The sequence below is a fragment of the Amycolatopsis sp. Hca4 genome (genome assembly GCF_013364075.1).
Taxonomy (GTDB): domain Bacteria; phylum Actinomycetota; class Actinomycetes; order Mycobacteriales; family Pseudonocardiaceae; genus Amycolatopsis.
This window is the reverse complement of sequence record NZ_CP054925.1, coordinates 1885184-1905802: the sequence shown is the minus strand read 5'-3', so window position 1 is coordinate 1905802 and position 20619 is coordinate 1885184. Positions and strand designations below refer to the sequence as shown.

Annotated in this window: 19 protein-coding genes; 12 read left to right on the top strand and 7 right to left on the bottom strand. The window is 69.6% G+C overall.

Annotation, left to right across the window (positions count from 1 at the left end; all coding sequences use genetic code 11):
• Window positions 1-42 precede the first annotated feature (42 nt).
• A complete protein-coding gene (locus HUT10_RS08460) occupies window positions 43-876 on the bottom strand; it encodes an IclR family transcriptional regulator (RefSeq protein ID WP_176170662.1) in 834 nt (277 codons plus the stop codon).
• A 205-nt stretch (window positions 877-1081) separates the two neighbouring features.
• On the opposite strand from HUT10_RS08460, the gene HUT10_RS08455 reads away from it, so the two are divergent.
• From HUT10_RS08455 to HUT10_RS08445, 3 genes are all read left to right on the top strand, one after another.
• Window positions 1082-1894 (top strand): alpha/beta fold hydrolase, encoded by an 813-nt coding sequence (locus HUT10_RS08455; protein WP_176170661.1) that lies wholly within the window; start codon window positions 1082-1084, stop codon window positions 1892-1894.
• A 76-nt stretch (window positions 1895-1970) separates the two neighbouring features.
• Window positions 1971-3278: an MFS transporter gene (locus tag HUT10_RS08450; protein ID WP_176170660.1), complete on the top strand. Its 1308-nt coding sequence runs from the start codon at window positions 1971-1973 to the stop codon at window positions 3276-3278.
• Window positions 3279-3670: 392 nt separating this feature from the next.
• A complete protein-coding gene (locus HUT10_RS08445; RefSeq protein ID WP_176170659.1) occupies window positions 3671-5815 on the top strand; it encodes a tetratricopeptide repeat protein in 2145 nt (714 codons plus the stop codon).
• A gap of 25 nt (window positions 5816-5840) precedes the next feature.
• Here HUT10_RS08445 and HUT10_RS08440 read toward each other — a convergent pair whose 3' ends face one another.
• Window positions 5841-6812, bottom strand: a complete 972-nt coding sequence (locus tag HUT10_RS08440) for an NAD(P)-dependent alcohol dehydrogenase (protein WP_176170658.1) — start codon at window positions 6810-6812, stop codon at window positions 5841-5843.
• 66 nt (window positions 6813-6878) lie between these two features.
• The gene (locus HUT10_RS08435; RefSeq protein WP_176170657.1) at window positions 6879-7820 is read right to left on the bottom strand and encodes an amidohydrolase family protein; all 942 of its coding nucleotides are present in this window, start codon (window positions 7818-7820) and stop codon (window positions 6879-6881) included.
• 57 nt (window positions 7821-7877) lie between these two features.
• Here HUT10_RS08435 and HUT10_RS08430 point away from each other — a divergent pair, with 57 nt between their 5' ends.
• The 5 genes from HUT10_RS08430 (at window position 7878) to HUT10_RS08410 (ending at window position 11394) form a co-directional block, all read left to right on the top strand.
• Window positions 7878-8336: a MarR family winged helix-turn-helix transcriptional regulator gene (locus HUT10_RS08430; protein WP_176170656.1), complete on the top strand. Its 459-nt coding sequence runs from the start codon at window positions 7878-7880 to the stop codon at window positions 8334-8336.
• Window positions 8337-8494: 158 nt separating this feature from the next.
• Window positions 8495-9688 carry an AI-2E family transporter gene (locus HUT10_RS08425; RefSeq protein WP_176170655.1) on the top strand — a complete coding sequence of 398 codons (1194 nt, stop codon included), beginning with the start codon at window positions 8495-8497 and terminating at the stop codon, window positions 9686-9688.
• A gap of 204 nt (window positions 9689-9892) precedes the next feature.
• On the top strand, window positions 9893-10183 hold the full coding sequence (locus HUT10_RS08420; protein ID WP_217709557.1) for a hypothetical protein: 291 nt from the start codon (window positions 9893-9895) through the stop codon (window positions 10181-10183).
• 267 nt (window positions 10184-10450) lie between these two features.
• Entirely contained in the window at window positions 10451-10696 is a 246-nt protein-coding gene (locus HUT10_RS08415) for a DUF2283 domain-containing protein (protein ID WP_176170654.1), read from the top strand.
• Between the two features lie 143 nt (window positions 10697-10839).
• The gene (locus tag HUT10_RS08410; RefSeq protein ID WP_176170653.1) at window positions 10840-11394 is read left to right on the top strand and encodes a hypothetical protein; all 555 of its coding nucleotides are present in this window, start codon (window positions 10840-10842) and stop codon (window positions 11392-11394) included.
• 78 nt (window positions 11395-11472) lie between these two features.
• On the opposite strand, the gene HUT10_RS08405 is transcribed toward HUT10_RS08410, so the two are convergent.
• Complete coding sequence (locus HUT10_RS08405; RefSeq protein ID WP_176170652.1) at window positions 11473-11811, bottom strand: DUF4279 domain-containing protein; 339 nt, start codon at window positions 11809-11811, stop codon at window positions 11473-11475.
• A 341-nt stretch (window positions 11812-12152) separates the two neighbouring features.
• Here HUT10_RS08405 and HUT10_RS08400 point away from each other — a divergent pair, with 341 nt between their 5' ends.
• Window positions 12153-13004 carry a hypothetical protein gene (locus HUT10_RS08400; RefSeq protein WP_176170651.1) on the top strand — a complete coding sequence of 284 codons (852 nt, stop codon included), beginning with the start codon at window positions 12153-12155 and terminating at the stop codon, window positions 13002-13004.
• Between the two features lie 105 nt (window positions 13005-13109).
• Here HUT10_RS08400 and HUT10_RS08395 read toward each other — a convergent pair whose 3' ends face one another.
• Complete coding sequence (locus HUT10_RS08395; RefSeq protein WP_176170650.1) at window positions 13110-15149, bottom strand: phosphocholine-specific phospholipase C; 2040 nt, start codon at window positions 15147-15149, stop codon at window positions 13110-13112.
• Between the two features lie 225 nt (window positions 15150-15374).
• On the bottom strand, window positions 15375-16898 hold the full coding sequence (locus HUT10_RS08390) for a catalase (RefSeq protein WP_176170649.1): 1524 nt from the start codon (window positions 16896-16898) through the stop codon (window positions 15375-15377).
• Between the two features lie 467 nt (window positions 16899-17365).
• On the opposite strand from HUT10_RS08390, the gene HUT10_RS08385 reads away from it, so the two are divergent.
• Window positions 17366-18178, top strand: coding sequence for a hypothetical protein (locus HUT10_RS08385; RefSeq protein WP_176170648.1), 813 nt, complete (start codon window positions 17366-17368; stop codon window positions 18176-18178).
• Window positions 18179-18296: 118 nt separating this feature from the next.
• Here the strand turns inward: HUT10_RS08385 and HUT10_RS08380 are convergent, their stop codons facing one another.
• Window positions 18297-18566: a hypothetical protein gene (locus HUT10_RS08380; RefSeq protein ID WP_176170647.1), complete on the bottom strand. Its 270-nt coding sequence runs from the start codon at window positions 18564-18566 to the stop codon at window positions 18297-18299.
• Between the two features lie 407 nt (window positions 18567-18973).
• On the opposite strand from HUT10_RS08380, the gene HUT10_RS08375 reads away from it, so the two are divergent.
• Window positions 18974-19939: a hypothetical protein gene (locus HUT10_RS08375; RefSeq protein ID WP_176170646.1), complete on the top strand. Its 966-nt coding sequence runs from the start codon at window positions 18974-18976 to the stop codon at window positions 19937-19939.
• On the top strand, window positions 19888-20604 hold the full coding sequence (locus HUT10_RS08370; RefSeq protein WP_176170645.1) for a tetratricopeptide repeat protein: 717 nt from the start codon (window positions 19888-19890) through the stop codon (window positions 20602-20604). The genes HUT10_RS08375 and HUT10_RS08370 overlap by 52 nt, the downstream gene beginning before the upstream one ends.
• Window positions 20605-20619: the final 15 nt, after the last annotated feature.

Sequence of the window (20619 nt, the reverse complement as noted above, 5' to 3'; positions counted from 1 at the left end):
GCCCGGACCCGGCCCAAGCGGTGGGTCCGCTGAACGGACCGGTCAGCCAGTCGCGCGCTTCACCGGTGCCTGGAGGGCGGTGAAGGGCTCGTTGCGGACCTCGGAGGCGGTGAGCAGGGCGCGGTCGAGGGCCCGGGCGATGGCCGCCGCGGCCGTGCGCAGCTCGGGCAGCAGGCGTTTCGGGACCAGACGGGCGACCGGCGCGGTCGTCGACACCGCCGCGCGGACCGTGCCGTCGGCGCCGGTGATCGGGACCGCGAGGCTGCCGACCCCGGGCATCGTCTCTTCGATCTCCAGGGCGAACCCCTTGGCCCGGACCACGGTCAGCTGCTTGCGCAGATCGTCCACCGAGGACACCGTGCGGGAGGTCAGGTGGGTCAGCCCGGCTTCGGCGAACCGGGCCAGGTGCTCGTCGACGTCCGGCGAGGTGGCCAGCAGCACCTTGCCGGTCGCCGTGGCCGGTGCGGGCAGCCGGCCGCCGATCCGGGAGTGCGAGTGGATGTTGGCCTCACCGGCCACCTTCTCCAGGAAGAGCACGTGGGCGCCGTCGAGCACGGCCAGGTGGATCGTCGCGCGAGTCGCCGCGAACAGGTCCGCCAGCGCGGGCCGGGCGACCGCGCGCAGCACCGCCGACGCCGGCACCCGCTGGCCGAGCTCGAACACCCGCAGGCCGAGCTGGTAGCAGTCGCCGCGGCGCTCCAGCAGGCCCCACTCGACCAGCTCCTGCGCCAGGCGGTAGGCCGACGCCTTCGGCACGCCGGACCGGCGGCTCAGGTCGGTGAGCCCCAGCTGGTAGGCGCCGGATTCGAAGGCGCCGAGCAGCAGCTGGGCCTTGCCGAGCACCGAACCGGGCCGGCCTTCGTCCTCGGTGAACATGGCACCTCCTCGCGGCTGTGGATTATCACCACGCGGAAAGATCCAAGTCCAGTGGACGTCACCGTCCGTTACCAGCGAGTTTCCGGTCGTCCCCGTCGTGAAACGGTCTGGTGAAGCGGTTCGGTAGGCGGACCGCCGGGTTAGGTCGACCGGCGGTGACGGCGAACACTCCCGGGCACCCTCCATTCCGACTTCAGGGAGCCGCATGACGACGGAGTACGGCTACGTCAAGGTGCCCGGCGGCCAGGTGCACTACGCGGAACAGGGAAGCGGCCCGGCCGTGCTCCTGCTGCACCAGACCCCGCGCTCGCACGACGAGTTCCGCGAGCTGCAGCCACTGCTGGCCGCGGACCACCGGGTGATCGCCCTCGACCTACCGGGGTTCGGCAACAGCACACCGCTGCCTGCTCCGCAGCGCATCGAGGATTACGCCCGCGGCGTCCTCGCGGCACTGGACGCCCTGGGCGTGGACCGCACGGCGGTGGTCGGCCACCACACCGGCGGCGTGGTGGCGGTCGAGCTGGCCGCCGCGGCGCCCGGCCGGATCACGGCCTTGGTCCTGTCTTCGACGCCGTGGGCGGACCCGGCTTACCGTGCGTCGCATGTGGACGGTGCAGGGGTCGACGACGCCGACCGCGACCCCGGCGGCGGCCACCTGCTCGCGTGGTGGGAACAGCGGCGCCCCTACTACCCGAAGGCGGCGACCGGCCTGCTCGACCGGTTCGTCCGGGACGCGCTGGCCCCCGGCGTCGACCCGCGCGAAGGCCACCTGGCCTGCGCCCGGTACGAGATGGAGCGGCGGATCGGGCGGGTGCGCGCCCCCGTCCTGCTCCTCGGCGCGGGCGCAGACCCGTTCGCCCTGCCCGCATTGGCGCCACTGGAACAGCACCTGACCGGGGCTGCCCTCGTGCACCTGGCCGTGATCGACGGCGGCACGGTCGCGCTCATGGAGGACAAGGCCGACGAGGTCGCGGCCACGGTGCTGCCCTTCCTGCGCCGCTTCACCCCGGTCCGCTGATCGAACCCGCGCGTTGCCGACGTCCCGGCCCGCACACGAAAGTACGCCAACTCGACCGGCCCTTCCGGAGGCAGCTATGACACAACCCCATCGCCAGCAGGCCCGCGCCGCGTTGGCCGGGTGGTTCGGCACCGCCATCGAATTCTACGACTTCTTCGTCTACGGCCTGGCGGCTTCGCTGCTGTTCCCGAAGATCTTCTTCCCCGCCGCCGATCCGGTGGTGGCCACGCTCATTTCCTTGTCCAGCTTCGGGGTCGGCTACGTCGCCCGTCCCTTCGGCGCGCTGCTGTTCGGGCACCTCGGCGACCGGCTCGGCCGCAAGTCCATCCTGGTCACCACGCTGATGATGATGGGCGTCGCGACCACCGCGATCGGGCTGCTGCCGTCGTACGGCACCCTGGGCATCGCCGCACCGATCCTGCTCGTCGCGCTCCGGATCGTGCAGGGTGTCTCCCTCGGCGGTGAGTCCAGCGGTGCCGCGCTGCTCACCGTCGAGCACGCCGACCAACGGCGGCGCGGGTTCTTCGGCGGCATCCTCAACACCGGCACGGCGGTCGGGACCATCCTGGCCAACGCGATGTTCCTGCTGGTGGCCCGGCTGCCCGAGGACGCGCAGCTCGCCTGGGGCTGGCGGATCCCGTTCCTGGTGAGCGTGCTGCTCGTCGTCGCCGGGATGGTGATCCGGCTCGGCCTGCGGGAGAGCCCGGAGTTCGCGGAGGTCAAGAGCACCGGCGCGGTCCGCAAGCTGCCGCTGGTGGACGTCCTGCGTCGCTGCGGCGGCACGGTCGTCCTGGTGACGCTGGCGACGCTCGGCGCCGGCGTCACGATCACCGTGAGCTCGGTGTACGTGCTGACTTACGGCAAGGCCGAGCTGGGCGTGAGCACGGCGACGATGATCGACGTCCTGCTGCCCGGGCTGTTCGTGGTCGTGATCGGCGCGCCGCTGTACGGCAAGCTGGCCGACCGGATCGGGCCGAAGACGGTCTTCGTCACTTCGGCCGTCGCGATGGTCGTACTCCCGTTCGTCTGGTTCCCCTTGCTGAACACGGGAAATCCCTGGCTGATGTTCCTCGGGTTCGCGCTGCTGTTCGCGGGCTACGCCGCCAACTTCGCGATGTTCCCGGTCTTCTTCTCACAGGCGTTCCCGGTTTCGCTGCGGTTCAGCGGGATGGCGATCGGCTTCACCCTCGGCACGATCTTCGGCAACGCCTTCGCTCCGGCGATCAGCGCGTCCTTGCTGGCATCGACCGGGACCTGGCTGTCCATCGCCGCGTACATGGCGGTGGCGTGGGCGCTGACCGCGGCCGGCGGGCTGCTGCTGCGGCCGGCGCCGTCGGAGCAGCCGGAGGTCCTCCGTGAGGCGTCCGGGGCGCCGGCGGCATGAGGATCGGGGTCCGGGTCCCGCCGCGCGTTCCGCCGCCGGAGCTGGTGGCCTTCGTCCAGGAGGTCGAGCGCCTGGGGTTCGACGACGGGTGTCGTGACCCGGCCCTCGGTGGTGGCCGGGGCGGCGCGCACGGTGGCCGAGCTCGCGCCCCGGCAGGTTCGCGCTCGGCATCGACGTGGGCAACAGCTCGGTCGTCCTGGTCCGGGGCTCGACGTCATCCGGCGCCTGCTGGCCGGGGAGACGTGAAAGCGCGGCTGAGGCGTCGTCAGCTCTCGCGAGGGCGCGCGTAACGGGTGGCGGTGAGCGGACGACTTTGTGCGGAGCGGTCATGACGATTTGCCGGGTGGGGGTCGTGTGTCCGGCGGCTTCCGCGGGAGGCTGGGGTGCGGTGGATGACGGATCAGGAAGGAGCCCACAGCGCCGCCGAGCCACAGGTGCGCAACACCGTGTCCGCCGAGACTGCTTCGGGTGTTGTGGTCCAGGCCGGTACCTTTGCCCACATCGTCCAGCAGCAGCCGTACCGGATGCCGGTTCCGCGGCAGCTGCCACCGGCGCCCGCTCGGTTCGTCGGCCGCCTGCCCGAATTGGCGCGGCTCAGTGCCGCGCTGCACACCGCTGGGACTCCGTCCGGCGCCGGCGTGGTGATTTCCGCGCTGGCCGGCGCCGGGGGGATCGGGAAGACCGCGCTGGCGCTGCACTGGGCGCACGCCCACCACGATCGGTTCCCCGATGGCCAGCTTTTCGTCGACCTGCAGGCTTTTTCCCCGGTGGGTGCGCCGCTGGAGCCGGCTGTCGCGGTGCGCGGGTTCCTCGACGCCTTCGGGGTGGATCCCGACCGGATCCCGGGTTCGCTGCAGGCCCAGATCGGGTTGTATCGGAGCCTGGTCGAGGGTAAGCGAATGCTGATCGTGCTGGACAACGCGGACGGCGTCGACCAGGTGCGGTCGCTGCTGCCGGGTAGCCCGACCTGCACGGTGATCGTCACCAGCCGGCGTCGACTCACCGGCCTGGTCACCGTCTGCGGCAGCCTGCTGGACCTGGATGTGCTGCCCGCCGCGGATGCCCGGCGCCTGCTGGCGAACCACCTCGGCCCGCAGCGGATGGCGGCCGAGCCGGAAGCAGTGGCCGCCTTGCTGGCCTGTTGCGCGGGGCTCCCGCTGGCGATCCGGATCGTCGCCGCGCGTATCGAGCACCACCCCGATTTCCCGCTCGCGGTGCTGGCCGAGGAACTGCGCGACACGGCCGTTCGGCTGGACGGGCTGGACGCCGGGGACCTGCACTCGAACCTGCGCGTCGTGCTGTCCTGGTCGACCCGGGCCCTGAGCGGTCCGGCGGCGAACCTGCTCGAGCTGCTGGGGATCGCGCCCGGCCCGGACATCAGCCTGCCCGCTGTCGCGGCGCTGGCGGCCCTGCCCGTGCACCGGACGCGGCTGGTGTTGCGGGAGCTGGAGAACGCGTCCCTGGTTCAGCAGCACATTCCCGGCCGCTACCGGATGCACGACCTGATCCGCCTGTTCGCCACGGATCCGGACCACTGGCGCGAAACCGGGGACACCCGGGAGGCGGCGCTGCGGCGGGTGATCGACTTCCAGCTGCACGTCGCGTATGCCGCCGACCGCCTCCTGGACCCGCACCGCCCGCCCATCCGGCTCGGGCCGCCCGCTCCCGGCGTGCACCCGCCGCCGTTGTCCGACGCATCGATCGCGATGACGTGGCTGGAGACCGAGCACCCCACGCTGCTGGCGGCCCACCACGCCGCCGCAGGCAAGGGGTGGCATGCCGCGGTGTGGCAACTGGCCTGGACACTCGACACGTTCCACTACCGTCGGGGCCACCGCATCGACCGGCTTCGGGTGTGGGAGGCGGCGCTGGACGCCGCTGGGCAGCTGCCCGACTTCATCGCCCGCATCGATGCGCAGCAGCACCTCGGTCACGCCTGCACCGCACTGGGGAGCCCCGGGGAAGGGATCGAGCACATGCAGCGCGCCCTGGACCTGGCCGAGCACCACCGCGCCCTGGACCGGCAGGCCCAGGGCCATCGGAATCTGGCGTGGGCGTGGGAACAGCGAGGAGACAGCCGACGGGCACTGGAGCACGCCGTCCGCGCCCGGGAGCTGTTCCGCGATCTGGACCAGCCGGTGCTGGAAGCGTTCGCGCTCAACGCGACGGGCTGGCTCGCGGCGCAACTGGGCCGCTACGGCAGTGCGCGCCGCGACTGCCTGACCGCATTGGCCCAGCACCGGCGCCACCGCAACCCCATCGGTGAGGCGAAGGCCCTGGACAGCCTCGGCTACATCGCCCACCACACCGGCGACTACCACTCGGCGATCGCCTACTACGACCAGGCCGTCAGCCGGCACCTCGCCCTCGGCAACACGACCGAGGCCGTCAACAGCCTGGATCGGCTCGGCCACCCGCACGCCGCCCTCGGCCGGCACGAACTCGCGCGCGCGACGTGGCGGGAAGCACTACAGATGTACCAAGACCAAGGCCGCGATGCCGACGCCGCTCGTGTTCGGAGATTGCTGTCGACATGACCGCTGCAGGGCATGTGAGCTGCGGTCAGTCCACCTGCGCGACGGTGATCACGACGTTGCCGATTTTCTGTCCGGTCTCCACATACCGGTAGGCGTCGACGATCTGGTCCAGTGCATACCGGCGGTCGATGACCGGAGCGAACTTCCCGGACTCGATCAACTCTCGCAGGTGGCGAACGACGGCCTGGTCGTCCCGCGGGAACGCGAACTTCACCCTCCTGCCGCGCAGCAGCGGAGTGACCGCTGCCAGCATGAGGTTCTGCGCCCAGGGCCCCGGCTCCGAGGACAGATATACGCCACCGGGCTTGAGCAGTCGCCTGCAGCGGCCGAACGTGCTCTTGCCCACCGCGTCGAACACCGCGTCGTAGGTCTGCTCGTCCTCGGTGAAGTCCTCCACCGTGTAGTCGACGACCCGGTCCGCACCCAGGCGTTTCACCAATGCCAGGCTCTCCGTGGCGCACACCGCGGTCACGGTGACGTCGAGGTTCTTCAGCAACTGCACTGCCGCCGAGCCGATCCCGCCGGACGCGCCGTGGACCAGGACGTCCTGTCCGGCCCGGGTTCCCGCGTGCCTGATGCACGCGAGCGCGTAGTGCGCTCCCTCGGTCGCAGGAGCCACCTGCTCGAAGGTCATGCCCGCCGGCACGGTTGCGATCGACCCGTCCTCCGGCACCGACAGGTACTCGGCGTGCGCGCCGAACGCGCCCTCGTTGTACCCGAACACCCGGTCACCGACCGAGAAGGACGTGACACCGCGGCCGACCGCCTCGACCTCCCCGGCGAACTCGGTTCCCATGATCGTCCGCCGGGGCCGGACGATGCCGGTGAGCAGCCGCATGAAGAAGGGCCTGGCCGCCCGGTAGGCACAGTCCGTCCGGTTCACCGTCGTCGCGTGCACCCGGACGAGCACGTCCCGGTCACCGGCTTCCGGCCTGTCGACCTCGCGGATCCGGACGACGTCCGGCGGGCCGTACCTGGTGTGCACCGCAGCTTTCATCCGAGACTGCTTCACACTCCCACCTTACTGCGTAAGGTACGAGATGCGGGCAAGGTCGAGGAAAGTTCATTTCGCGAACGACGCCAGCCGGGGGAACAACGCCTCCGCCGCGCCGCGGTCGACGTCGGGGAACCGTTCCGCACCGGGCCCGTCGTAGGTGGTGAGGTACCGGTCGAACTCGCCTCGCCACTCCTTCGGCGCGAATGGGAAGTCGCTGCCGTAGAGGACGTGCCCCGGCTCGGCGAAGGCGAACAGCGACGGCAGCGACGTCGCCGCGGCGGACAACGCCGTGTCGAAGTAGAACTTGCGCAGCCCGGCCAGGATGCCGTCCGGGGTGGTGCCGGGGTTGAACATCGCCGCGCCGGTGAACCGGTGCGCCGCGAACGGCAGGAAACCGCCCGCGTGCGAGAGGATGATCCGCAGCTGCGGGTGCCGGTCGAACACCCCGTGCGCCACCAGGTCGAGTGCGGTGCGCGTGGTGTCGAACGGGAAGTCCAGCAACGGGCTCGGCAAACCGTCGAGCCGCGCGATCGGTGGCTCGGCCGGGTGCACGAACACCACGGCGCGGCGCGCGGCCAGCTCCGTCCACAGTGGCTCGTACGCCGGGTCGCCCAGGTAGCGGCCCCGGGCGTTGGACAGCAGGACGACGCCGTCGGCGTGCAACTCGTCGAGTGCGCGCACCGCCTCGGCGACCGCGCCGTCGAAGTCCGGCAGCGGGAGCACGGCGAAGTGCCCGAAGCGATCAGGGGCGTCCTTGACGAGTTCGGCCTGGAAGTCGTTCACCTCGCGCGCCAGGTCACGGGCCGCGGCGTCGTCGCCGAAGTGGACGCCCGGCGCGCTGATGGACAGCACTCCGGTGGCGATGCCCGCCTCGTCCATCATCGCGGTCGCGTCGCCGGGACTCCACGAAGGCGTCGGCCACCCGCCTGCCGTCGTGCCGCTGCTTTCGAGTGCCGCCCGGTAGCGGGCGGGGAGAAGGTGCTGGTGGACGTCGATCCGGTCACTCATGATGCCTAGCCTCCTAATAGCTAGGTTGCTAACTATTGCTTTGCTAGACTAACGCGCATGACGACGACCGGCAACCACCCACCGACGGCCGCCGAGGTCGACGAGCTCGTCCAGGCGGCCGACGCGGTGTTCTTCGCCATGCGCAAGGCCCGCTCGGCCGGCGCGGACCGCGACGGCGGGCTGTCGCTACCCCAGGTCACGCTCCTCGAGCCACTGGCGGCCGAGCCGGAACTGCCGGTCGGCCGGCTCGCCGCCGCGGCCGACGTGTCCATCCCCACGGCCACCCGGATGCTCCAGCAGCTGGAAGCCGCCGGAGTCGTGGTGCGCCGCCGATCACCCGAAGACGAGCGCAAGGTCCTGGTGACGTTGACCCCGGAGGGCAGCGAACGGCTGACCCGCCTGCTGGCCCGCCGGCGCGAGCGTCAGGCGGAGGCGTTCGGCGTGTTTTCCCCCGCGGAACGCCGGCAGCTCGTCACCTTGCTCCACAAACTCGTGCCGGTGATCACCCTCGGCTGACCTCGCGAACCGCGAGCCGGGCCTGGGGTGCAACGCGGGTGAAGTGGCTGCTGTCGAAGTCACGGTCCCGCTGAAAGATGTCTTGGCGGTGCCGCTTCAAACCACCGGAAGGGGGAACTCACGCTCGTTGGCACCCGGCGGCACGGAGGAATTCGACCATGGCAACTTTTTCCGGCGGCGAACCCGGCGACCGCGCGGGTCCCGCGCGCGAGGGGCACCACCCTCTGATCGCCCAGCCCCACACCGAGGACGAAGGCACGGTGGCCGAGGCGGAGGCGGAGGCCGCGCAGCTGAGCACCCCGGCCCGGCCGCTGGGCGAACCCGGCCGCCGGCTCGATCGGAAGTCTCCGTTCTTCGTCGGGCTGCTCGGGGCCGCCGGAGTGGGGGTGGCCTACGTGCTCGCCCAGGCGGTCGTGACCGCCCAGCACACCCTCATCCTGATCGGGTTGGCGCTGTTCCTGGCGATCGGCGTGGAGCCCGCCGTGTCGTGGCTGGTGCGCCGCCGGTTCCCGCGGGGGGCGGCGGTGTCGGCCGTGCTGCTCGGGCTGCTGATGGTGGTCGGCGGGTTCTTCGCCCTGGCGATCCCGGTGGTCGTGGAGCAGGCGACGGCGTTCGCGCACCAGGCGCCCCGGTACCTGCAGACGTTGCAGGACCGCAGTTCCCCGCTGGGGCAGCTCAACGGTCGTTTCGGGCTGCAGCAGCACCTGCAGCAGTTGCTCAGCGGTGGGTCGGGAGTACTCGACGCGGCCGTGTCGGCCGGCAAAGCCGTGCTCGGGACGCTGGGGGACCTGCTGGTCGTGGTCGTGCTGACGATCTACTTCACGGCGGACCTGCCGCGCATCCGCCGGACCTTCTACCGGCTGGTGCCCCGCTCGCGCCGTCCGCGAGTGATCCTGATCGGCGACGAGATCTTCGCCAAGGTCGGCGCCTACGTGCTGGGCAACGCACTGATCTCCCTGATCGCCGGCTCGGTCACGTTCGGCTGGCTGCTGATCTTCGGGGTGCCGTACGCGCTGTTGCTGGCGATCCTCGTCGCCCTGCTCGACCTGATCCCCGTCATCGGCACGGTTGTCGGAGGGATCACTGTGTCGCTGGTGGCGCTGACGGTGTCCTGGCCGGTCGCGTTGGCCACCGTCGGGTTCTTCCTCGTCTACCGGCTGCTCGAGGACTACTTGCTGGTCCCGCGGATCATCGGGAAGGTCGTCAAGGTGCCCGCGCTGGTCACGGTGGTCGCGGTCCTGCTCGGCGGGGTCCTGCTCGGGGTGATCGGCGCGCTCGTCGCGATCCCGGTCGCCGCCGCGGTGCTGCTGATCCTGCACGAGGTCACGTACCCGCGGCTCGACCGGACCTGATCGTCCGGGCCACGAACTCAGCCGCCGGCTACTCGGCCGCACGACGTCAGCTCATCGGCATGAGCGGATGTTCGCGGCCGAGCCGGCTCAGCCGAGCCGCGGCTCGGTTCGGGGCGTTCGGGTTTGTAGGTAGGGGCGGCACCGTGGAGAACGGCATGGTGCTGATTTCCGTCGACGCTGGATGAGTGCGGTTATGGTTGGCGCGTGATCGATATGGCAGTGCGCGGTGACAGCGGCAGGGTCGTTGCCCGGGCCGAGGGCGGGGTGAAGTGGACCGAGGCCTTCGAGGAACTGGGTCCGGTCGAGTTCCCTATGCTCTGGGCTCTGACACCGTACGGGGATGCCGTGTTCAACCAGCGGCAGGTGCCACTGTTGCTGGCCGAACTTGACCGGCTTCCTGCAGCGTGTGCTGGTGACTGGGTGAGCCATGCTCGCGAGCTGTGCCAGGTCGTCGAGCGCGGAACGCACTTGTATCTGTGGTTCATCGGCGATTGACCGCGGGTTGCCAAGCCAGCCGGGTTATGCGCTCGCGAGCCCGAAGCGCATTCACCCGACGGAGCGAGTCGTTGTCGGGTGAATGCATCAATGCGCACGTCGGCATGTGAGGACGGCGCAACGCCGGCCCATCGGCTCTCGAGCGTCGTCGGTTCGAGTGCAGCCAACCGCCTGCGAATTCGCCGTGAGTAACGAGGCCGGCGGTCATATGATCATAGTCAAGGTCGGAAGGTACTTTCTCCGTCGTCAGCAGGGAGGCCGTCACTCGTGGCAGTCGTCGAGGTCACCTACGACAAGGAGGCCGATGCGGCCTACGTCTACTTCACTGAACCGTGCGAACGCCGGAGCGTGGCGCACATGTACCCGTGTGATCCGGTTGGGATGAGAGGAATGATCAACCTGGACTTCGACGACGGCGGACAGCTCGTCGGTGTCGAGGTACTGGCGGCGAGTTCCAAGCTGCCTCGGTACCTGCTCGACGCGGCCGTACGAATCGATGTCGAGGATCAGTAGCGCGGCTGAGCTGCCCGGGCGGCGCGACCGGCGGATGCTCCACCATGCGGTCATCCCCGAGCTGAGCATCCTTCCCGTCGCCGGCTGTTGGTAGCCGTCGCAGGGTGAAGAGTTGGGGTCAGGCGCCTGAGAGGAGATCGGTGATGACCCCGAATCTTCTGGCCTCCGAGGACCGGCCGGCGTCTCTGTGCGGCGCACATGACCCCGCCCGCTGTCAGTGCTGTGGCGGCCGACGGACTCAACCGCTGGCTGATCTGCATGAGCGCGCGTCCGATGGACGATCGACCAGCGGCATGAGCGTGCGCTCAGCTCGCGAGGACGGTTTTGGGAGACTGAGCTTCATGTGGAGGCGCAAGTCCGGCCGGACGTCGGTGGTCGCGGAGGCGATCGTGACCGTGGTTCACGAATCGGTTCTGCTGATGAGGGCGATGTCGCATCGGCGAGAAGGCATGTGTGATGAGTTCTTCCCTGGTTGTGACTACCAGCAGCAGATTCATGAGCTGGCGGACTTGTGCGACAACCTCGTGCCCGGATTGCGGCCGGCCGGTCCGCGTCGCCCTCAAGACGCGTTGCAGTTCACCTGGGACAACCGAAGTCGGCACCAGCAGGACTGGATTCGTCATTGCCTCGCCGTACGCGGGCTCCGTGTCGAAAATTTGATCTCGACGGCACCTGGCCGGCGTCGGATGCCTGACTGAGAGAGCCGATGCAGTCGCAACGGGCTGTACCGATTGACCGTATCGGTGTCCGCTCTTCGGCATGACCGGACGTTGGCGTCAGTCGTCGCCCATGACGTCCAGGAGCAGGTCACCCGGTAACACGAGCAGCCGGCGAAGAAGCCGGCGGTCGAGTTCGACTGCGTGTTCGGTCGCGTGTGATGCCGCCAAGCAGAACCAGTCGGCCACATACCCCTGGTCCGTCAGTCGCCATAAGGCGTCAGCCTTCGGCTCGAGTCGGTTGAGAAGCCAGTGAAGATGATCGGCTACCTCGCCGCCGGGTGGCAGCTCCGACGACAGCAGCCACAGTGATCCTCGGTGGATGGCATTCGAACGGCGTCCGGCCCGTTCTCCGGCTTCGAATGCCTGCGATGGCTGGAGATCGAGGAGCCGAGTCACAGTCGCGGCGCTTCTACCGTGATCGCCGGCGAGCCGAAACGTTGCACCTGTCCGCACCCCGGGATCATCGCGCGACAGGCCGGGTCACCGCCAGGCAAATTCGCGTGAGCCAATCACGTCGTCTTCGGCGAGAGTGCGTCCCGTCCGGCGACTGCTCATCGGCATGACAGGATGATCGAGGTGAGCCTCGTGGTTCCGGGTTCGCCGATGAGGCGGCGCGGACGAGGCGGATCTCAGTGTGCACAAGGAGCTGAGATCGAGCCCGGGGGCACGAACCGGCGGATAGACTCGAAGGGCAATGCGTGACCCGCCCGCCGAACCGAAGTGACACTGGGGCGCCGATGCTCATCCTGTGCATCCTCTACGGAGTTGCCGCCTTGCTCGGTATCGCCTGGCCGCTCGCGGCGCTCGTCGCCGATGCCCGGATCCGGCCGGAGCGGCTGCCGACGGTCGACCTGGAGCCGGAACCACGGCTGCTCGGCATGCTCGGCGGTGGGCCGGGGCGGCTGGTCGACGCGACCGTCATGGACCTGGTCGACCGGAGCATCGTCACCGCACGCGGCGGGGCGCTGACCGCGACCGGAACCGGAACCGGGGACCTGGATCTCACCAGCGCGTCCGTGCTCGGCGTGGTCGAGGAGGCCGGTGGCGAGGGGATCGCCGAGGTTCGTCGTCGGGCCGGTCGGCGCGTGCTGAACTTCGGCAGTGCGTACGGGCACCTGGCCGACCGAGGGCTGGTGGTTCGCCGGATGCGGCGCCAGTGGGAACCGCTCGGGCGGGCGCTCGCCGTGCTGGCGCCGTTGGCGCTGGTGACGTACATGATGATGGCCGCGGGCCAGTTCGGGACCAGTGCGTACCGGACCTCGGTGGGACTCGCGCTCGCCGGATGGGTCGTGTTCCCCGTGCTGACCTGGTGTCTGGGGAAATGCCGGCGTGGGTACCGAGGTTCGGACCCGCGCACTGCGCTCGGATCGGCGTACCTGCGGGCTGCCGACACCGACACTCCCGCCCGCCAGGTCGCCGTGCATGGCTTCGCCGGCCTGGCCGACCAGGAACTGGCCGCCTCGATCAAGGGCGACAGCCAGGACAGTGCCTGGGAGTCGCTGCCGGACCGCAAGCACGCGTACGGGATCGACGACATCGCCTGGTCCCTGTTCCACCCCGCGGCCGGCGATTACGCACTCGGTACCTGATCTCAGTGCCGTGCGCGATGAACCTCTCGTCGGCATGTGAGGATGCCGTCGGGTCGTCGCCTCTCGCCTGCGTACACGCTGGCCACGACAGCGTGGTCTGGGCGATCAGCCGGTGACGCTCGGAGCGCCGGTTTCGACGTGCCCGCTGAAGCGGCGGAGGAACGCCGGATCGGCGTCGAGCGTTGCCGACAGGTCGTACCAGCCGTTGCCGTACGCGACCGGGTTCCAGTCGTCGGTCAGGGTCTGGCCGGCGGCCAGCGCGTACGTCCACGGGCCGTCGGTGCGGTAGTGGTTCGCGGTGACCGTGACGCGCACGGCCGTCGTCCCGCTGTTGCGCATCGTGAGCCGCAGCTTGTTGTCGGTCGGGTAGCTCCCCAGGACGTCGACGCCCGCGCCGGCGCTGTTCGCGTTCCCGGCCAGGACCCAGCGGAACCGGTTGGGCCCGTGCACCGCGACGCCGTACTTGCCGCCGCCGTAGAGCTGGATCCGCCAGGTGTCGCTCACCTGCGCTCCCGGGGCCACGTCGTAGGGCCACGGGCCGTCGGTCTGGCCGTCGTTGCGGTAGGCCATCAGCTGCACGGCCGCGGTGCCCTGGTTGGCGAACGTCGTCGTGAGGATCTTGCGGTCGGCGCTCAGTGACGTCGTGACCAGCGGCCGGTAGGGGAGCGCGCGGGCCGGGCGAGTACCGGCTTCCTGCACGGGGAGCTGCTGCTTCCCGGCCGCCGGCGGCGTCGGCTTCGGCAGCTTCTTCTGGGTGTCGTCGGCCTGCTTGCGCAGGGCCGCGGTGTCCGGCAGCAGCGGGATCTGCAGATTCCGGGCGCCGAAGTCGAAACACGTCATGAGATCGCCGCAGAGCGCCCGCCGCCACGCGCTGATGTTCGGCTCGGCGACGCCCGTCCAGCGTTCGAGGAACCGGATGACCGAAGTGTGGTCGGTGACCTCGGAGCTGACCCAGCCGCCGCGGCTCCACGGCGAGATCACCGTCATCGGCACGCGCGCGCCGAGCCCGATCGGCTTGCCACCGATGTACTCGCCGGCGGTGCCGCTCGGTGCGATCGGCGGAGCGACGTGGTCGAAGAACCCGTCGTTCTCGTCGTAGTTGATGAGGACGACCGTCGACTCCCAGAGCCTCGGGTTGGCCCACAACGCGTTCAGCACGGTCTGGGTGTACGCGGCGCCGTCGACCGGGCGCGCTTCGGGGTGTTCGCAGTAGCCGTAGGGTGCGACGACCCACGAGACGCGGGGGAGCGAGCCGCTCGCGCAGTCGGCCTTGAACTCGGCCAGGACGTGGTCGACGTTCTTGCCCTGCCCCGAATCCGGGCCCCACGTCTTGAACACACTGGCGCGTTTGGACAGCTCACTCGCGTAGTCCTGGTGGTAGGCCTTGAACAGCCACAGCGGGTTGTCGCCGTAGTCGCCCACGAACGAGCCGCCGGCGTCGCCGACTTCCTTGTTGGCGTAGACCTTCCACGAAACGCCGTTCTGCTGCAGGCGTTCGGGGTAGGTCGTCCAGCTGAAGACGGGTTTGTAGTCGGCGGGGTTGTAGTTCGCCGGCCCGCCCGCCTTGCCGTCGGCGTCGATCGTGCCCGTGAAGAGGTAGAGCCGGTTGGGTGTCGTGGGGCCCTGCACCGAGCAGAAGTAGTGGTCGCACACGGTGAACGCGTCGGCCAGCGCCCGGTGGAACGGGATGTCGCCGGAGTCGAAGTGGCCCATGGTCATCTCGCCCTTGGCCGCGACCCACGCGTTGTTCGCGCCGCCGGCGATGGCCTGGTGCTGGTCGGTCCAGCCGTGCCCGAGATCGCCGAGGTCCTGACCGTCCACTTTGGTCGTATCCACGCGGAACGGCAGCAGGTACTTGCCGTCGCTGCGCCCGGAATCGGGCTGGTGGAAGACGTCCTGGCCGTTCGGCTGCACGATCGCCGAGCGGTCGCCGAAGCCGCGGACCCCCCTCATCGTGCCGTAGTAGTGGTCGAAGGAGCGGTTTTCCTGCATGAGGACGACGACGTGCTCGACGTCCGACAGGCTGCCGGAAACGCGGGGTTCGGCGAGGGCCTCGGCCATCCCGGGCGCGAGGGCGCCGAGTGCGCCGGCGGCGGCGACACCGCCGAGGAAGCTGCGTCGGGTGAATTCGTGCGGGTCGGCCATCACGGGAGCCTCCAGAGGACCTCGGCAGGGCTGCGCCAGCGTAGGTGAGCCCGGCCGTGCGGTGACACCGACGAAGGGACCTAATCACACAGCGTGAAGTTCACGAACTGTTCGGTTCGCGGTCCGGTGTCAGGGCTCGCAAGGGCGTGAGTCCGCGCCACCGCGGACTCACGCCCTTGCCCACTGCTGCTCCTCAGCCCGCTCCAGGGCGGGACCCCATAGGGATCAGGCCTTGCGTTGCATGCTCGACCGGGCCGGGTTGCCCTGGTCGGCGGCCTTGGGGTCCTTCTCCTCCTGCTTGGCCCGGACGCCGGCCTCGATCCGGTCGCCCAGTTCCTTGTCCACGTTGCGCCAGTAATCGAACGCGCGCACCAGCACCGGCTCGGACACGCCGTTGAGCAGGTGGCCGACGATGTTGTCGACCAGCCGGGCACGCTGGTCGTCGTCGAGGACCTCGCGGACCATCGTCGCGGCCTGGCTCCAGTCGTTGTCGTCCTCGCGCAGCGTGTAGGCTGTACGGACCATGTCGCCGTCGGTGTGCCAGCCCGCCGGCTGCCCGTACTTGGCGACGTCGGCGTGCGGGCCGCCCTTCGAGTTCGGCGCGTACACCGGATCGGATACCTTCGTGTACCGCATCGCGCCGTCCTTGCTGTAGCTGTGCACGGGCGCGACGGGGGCGTTGACCGGCAGCTGCTTGTAGTTCGCGCCGATCCGGTATCGGTGCGCGTCGGGGTAGGAGAACAGGCGGCCGAGCAGCATCTTGTCCGGGCTGGCCCCGATGCCCGGCACCAGGTTGCTGGGCTCGAACGCGGCCTGCTCGATCTCGGTGTGGTGGTCGGTCGGGTTGCGGTCGAGCGTCATCCGGCCGACGTCGATCAGCGGGTAGTCGCCGTGCGGCCACACCTTCGTCAGGTCGAACGGGTTGATGCGGTAGGTCTTGGCGTCGTCGAACGGCATGACCTGCACCTTCAGCGTCCAGCTCGGGTGGTCGCCGCGCTCGATCGACTCGTACAGGTCGCGCGTGTGGTAGTCGGTGTCGGCCGAGGCCATCTGGTCGGCTTCGTCCTGGGTGAAGCACTCGATGCCCTGGTCGGTCTTGAAGTGGTACTTCACCCAGAAGCGGTCGCCTGCGGCGTTGACCCACATGTAGGTGTGCGAGCTGTAGCCGTTCATGTGGCGCCAGGTGCGCGGGATGCCGCGGTCGCCCATCAGCCACGTCACCTGGTGCGCCGACTCCGGCGACAGCGTCCAGAAGTCCCACTGCATGTCGTGGTCGCGCAGGTTGTTGTCGGCCCGGCGCTTCTGCGAGCGGATGAAGTGCTGGAACTTCAGCGGATCTCGGATGAAGAAGACCGGCGTGTTGTTGCCGACCATGTCGTAGTTGCCTTCGCTGGTGTAGAACTTCACCGCGAAGCCGCGCGGATCGCGCCAGGTGTCGGGGCTGCCGCGCTCGCCGGCGACGGTGGAGAACCGGACCAGCAGGTCGGTCCGCACACCTGGCTGGAACAGGGCCGCCTTGGTGAACGCGCTGACGTCGCCGGTCGTCTCGAACCGCCCGAACGCGCCGCTGCCCTTGGCGTGCGGCTGCCGTTCGGGAACGCGCTCGCGGTTGAACTGCGCCATCTGTTCGATGAGGTAGTTGTCGTGCAGCAGGATCGGGCCGTCGGGACCGACGGTCAGGGAGTGCTCGTCGCTTTCGACGGGGATCCCCGCGTCGGTGGTGGTGGGTTCGGGACGGATCTGCGTCACGGTGCTCCTTTGTCACGACGACGACCCGGGTACTGGTGTACCCGGTCCCTGGGCGGTACCCGATTTCGCCGAGCGCCAATCCTTGTGCTGCGCCGGCGGCGCCCTCCTGGGCGTACTGGCGGACCGTCTTGCTCTCGGAGCGGACCGCGAGGCCGCCGGTGACGTCGCCGCGGGTGCCGGTACCGGTGGTCAGGGAGCCGGGGAGGTCGCGGCCGCCGCTGGCCCGGTTCTGCGACGTACAGGGTGTGGAGAGTTTCCGCTGGGCCTGAATTGCCGGCGCGGCGCAGAATCCGTCCAGGCCGGGTGATGCGGATGACCGCGCCGACCCACTGTCGGCGCAAATGCCGTCACCCGGGTGGCGCAGTGTTTACGCTGGATTGCTTAATCCGTTGTACGACGGTCAATTATGTGATTTCCGCGTGGTAGCCTCCCTAATCTGTGGGGGATTTCGTTCGTGGAGGGTATTCGTGGTGAAACGGTGGTTCCTCGTCTTCGTGGCGGCTGTACTGGGGATGGCCGGGCTCAGCTCGCCGGCGTCGGCGGCTGCGCCCACCGGGTGCACCACCTCCATCCAGTGGGTGCAACAGGGGAGCAACTACTGGGACGGCCTCGGCAGCGTGCAGTGCACCAGCGGGCGCTACAAGGCGAAAGAGATCTGCATCAACAACCAGACCGGGAGCGGGTACGTCCTCTACGGCACCCAGGTCGTGAACGCCCCGGCGGCAGCCACCGTGCTGTGCTACACGGGGAACTCGGCGCGGGCCGTGTATGCGGTGACCGATCCGCCCGATGCCGGGGTCACCGGTTGCGTCGGCTGGAGCGAATGGGTCAGCCAGGGCAGCAACCTCTTCTGGGGCCGCGGTCAGGCCCAGTGCGACACCGGTCGTTACCGGGCCAAGGTCCTCTGCCGGAACGAGCAAAGCGGCGACTATTACATTCTCTTCGGCTACCAGACCGTGACCGCGCCGGCGGCGGTGTCGCTCACGTGCAACACCGGGAACACCGCGCAGACTGTGCAGGCCGTCGCCGATCCGCCCGCCACCGGCCTGGCCGGTTGCATGACCTGGAGCGCGTGGATCGTCCAGGGCAGCAGTCTCTACTACGGCCGTGGCAGCGCGCAGTGCGACAGCGGTCGCTTCCAGGCGCGCCTCGCCTGCCACAACGTCCAGACCGGCCAGGACTACGTGGTGTACGGGCCGGTCGTCACCGGGCCCGCGACGTCGGTCGGGGAGTGCCAGTACGGCAACAGCGTCACCGCCGTGACCGCGCAAGCGGCCTGACCCGAGGGCGACCGGAGTCCGGCCCGACCGGCGATCGGCGCCTGATCGCCGGCGGCCTGGGGACAGGCGTCAACCGCGGTTCCCCAGGCCGCCTGTTCTCGCAGTCAGGCGTCTGTTCTCAGCAGAAGTACTGCCCGAGCACATAGCCGACATACGGCGAAGTAATGTGCCACCAGGTGCCCCCGCCGGAGTCGTGCTCGACCGTCTGGCCGTAGTACACCAGCCTTCCGGTCGGTGCACCTCCTTCGGTGTAGCGCACGTCGACGGTGTTGGCCCCGCAGAGCCAGCGCGTGGTTTGCGCCGTGGCGTTCGCCGTGGCCTGCGTGGTGAGGCCGGTACCCAGGACGGCGATTATCGTGAACGCGCCGGCGGCCAACTTGCGCATCATCTTCCTCCGCGTCGGTTGGGAATAATCAGGGGGTGTGCATCTTTCTGTCGGAATCCGACCTCGGCGACTCTAGACGATTTGTGTCGCGCTCGGTGCGGCTGGTCGAGATAACCGTCGAAGGGTGCAACGCTGCCCTCATGATCGGAACCTTTTGTCGGGTGATGGATGCACAGGTCGGGGGAATGGTTACGCCGATCGGTGAATCGATGGTTCGGTTGTGTGGCGTTCCGTCGTCTCGCCGATCCGCCGGTACTTTTGTCTTGATTTCCGCGGCATCGCAGGCATGTTTTCCATGAATGTAAAGCGTCCGGATGGAGACTGGGGATAGGCCTTTCGGTGTGTTGTGCTCGGTGCTGCGCGAGTTGCCCCGCACGGCTGCGACCGGAGACCGGGAACGGTCCGCACCGGTGACGAACAACGAGATCTCCGGAACCGTGCACGGTCACGTCCTCCAGGCCGGTGTCGTGCACGGCGGTGTGCACATCGGCGGTCCGGGGCCGGAGGTGACCGTCGAGAAGCTGCGCCGCACGGGCGCGCTGCTGGACCGGCCGATCGACGACTGCGACCCGGTCCGTGATCTGCGCGTGCACCGGCCGGTTCAGGCCGCGGACCTCCCGCTGTTCCCGCCCTATGTGGCACGAACGGTGGATGCCGACCTGGACCGGGCGGTGGCGGGCGGCGGGTTCGTCGTGGTGGAGGGCAACTCGGCCGCGGGTAAAACCCGGACCGCGTGGGAAGCGGGCCGGACGGACGTCCTGCTGCTGGCGACCCTGCGATCGGAGACACGTCGCATGATCGGAGGTGACGACCGGTATCACCAGATGGCCCGCTCGGCGCAGTACCTGCTGGCCACGGCGCGCACCATCCGGCTGGCTCGTGACCTCGACCAGGACGAACGACGGGCGGCCCGCCGCCGGCAGGCCGACTCGCGGATCGCCGCCGCGCTCGCCGACCGCACCGGTGCCGGGCTGGCCGAGCACCTGGCCGCCGCACCCGAGGTGCTCGTCCACCGGCGCGCGGGCCGGGACGGCGAGCACGAGGTGGGTGCCGCACTGGTCTCCGCAGCGGTCGACTGCCACCGTGTGGGCTATTCCTCTCCGGTGGCGCGCGGGGTGCTGGCGTTGTTCCCGGTCTACCTCGAACCGCGCCTGCGCCACCGCCTGCGCCGGCCGAATCTCGACGAGGCGTTCGAGTGGGCGACGACGCCGGTGCACGGAGCCAGTTCCTGCCTGCAACCCGAGGCGGACGACCGGTTCTCCGCGTTCGACTACCTGGTGGACCAGACCCAGGCAGCCCCGCGATCCCGGACGCGACGTGGCGGGTGTTGCTCGACGGCGACGAAACGGATCCCTGGACGTTTCAGGTCGCGCTGACGGCCTTGCGTGAGGGCCGCAGCGAAGCCGCGGAGGTGATCCGGCACGCGATCCGCAGCGGCAACCCGGCCGCACTGCTCGCTTCCGGCTACGCGCAGTTCATCGCCGGTCGTGCGACCGGCGACGACCGGCTGCTCGAGCGCGCCATCGCGACGTGGACGACCGCCGCCGACGACGGGGACCCGCACGCGATGCACAACCTCGGCCTCACCTACACCGAACTCGGCCGGCACGAGGACGCCGAGCGCTGGTGGCGCTCCTCGGCACAGGCCGGGTTCGGACCGGCGATGACGGCGATGGGTGTGCTGCACGTCAAGCGCCGCGACGTCGCCGAGGCACGCCGATGGTGGACCGAGGCCGCCGAGCGCGGCGAGTTCGACGCCATGTTCCAGCTCGCCATCCTCGCCTACCAGCACCACGACCTGGCCGACGCCGAGACCTGGTGCGTGCGCGCGGGTGACGCCGGCTGCGTCCAAGCGCTGTACAACTACGCCGACCTCGCCAGGCAGCGCGGCGACCACGCCATCGCCGAAGACCGTTACCGCGTCGGGGGTCGTTGCCGCGCTGGGACAGAGGCTGATCGTCGCTCCCGGCGGCGACTCCGGGCAGGGCCGGTGGCATCCGGGGTGTCCGGTTCCGCTGCGGTTGCCGCGCCTGCGGCGTGACCGGTTGCCGGCACG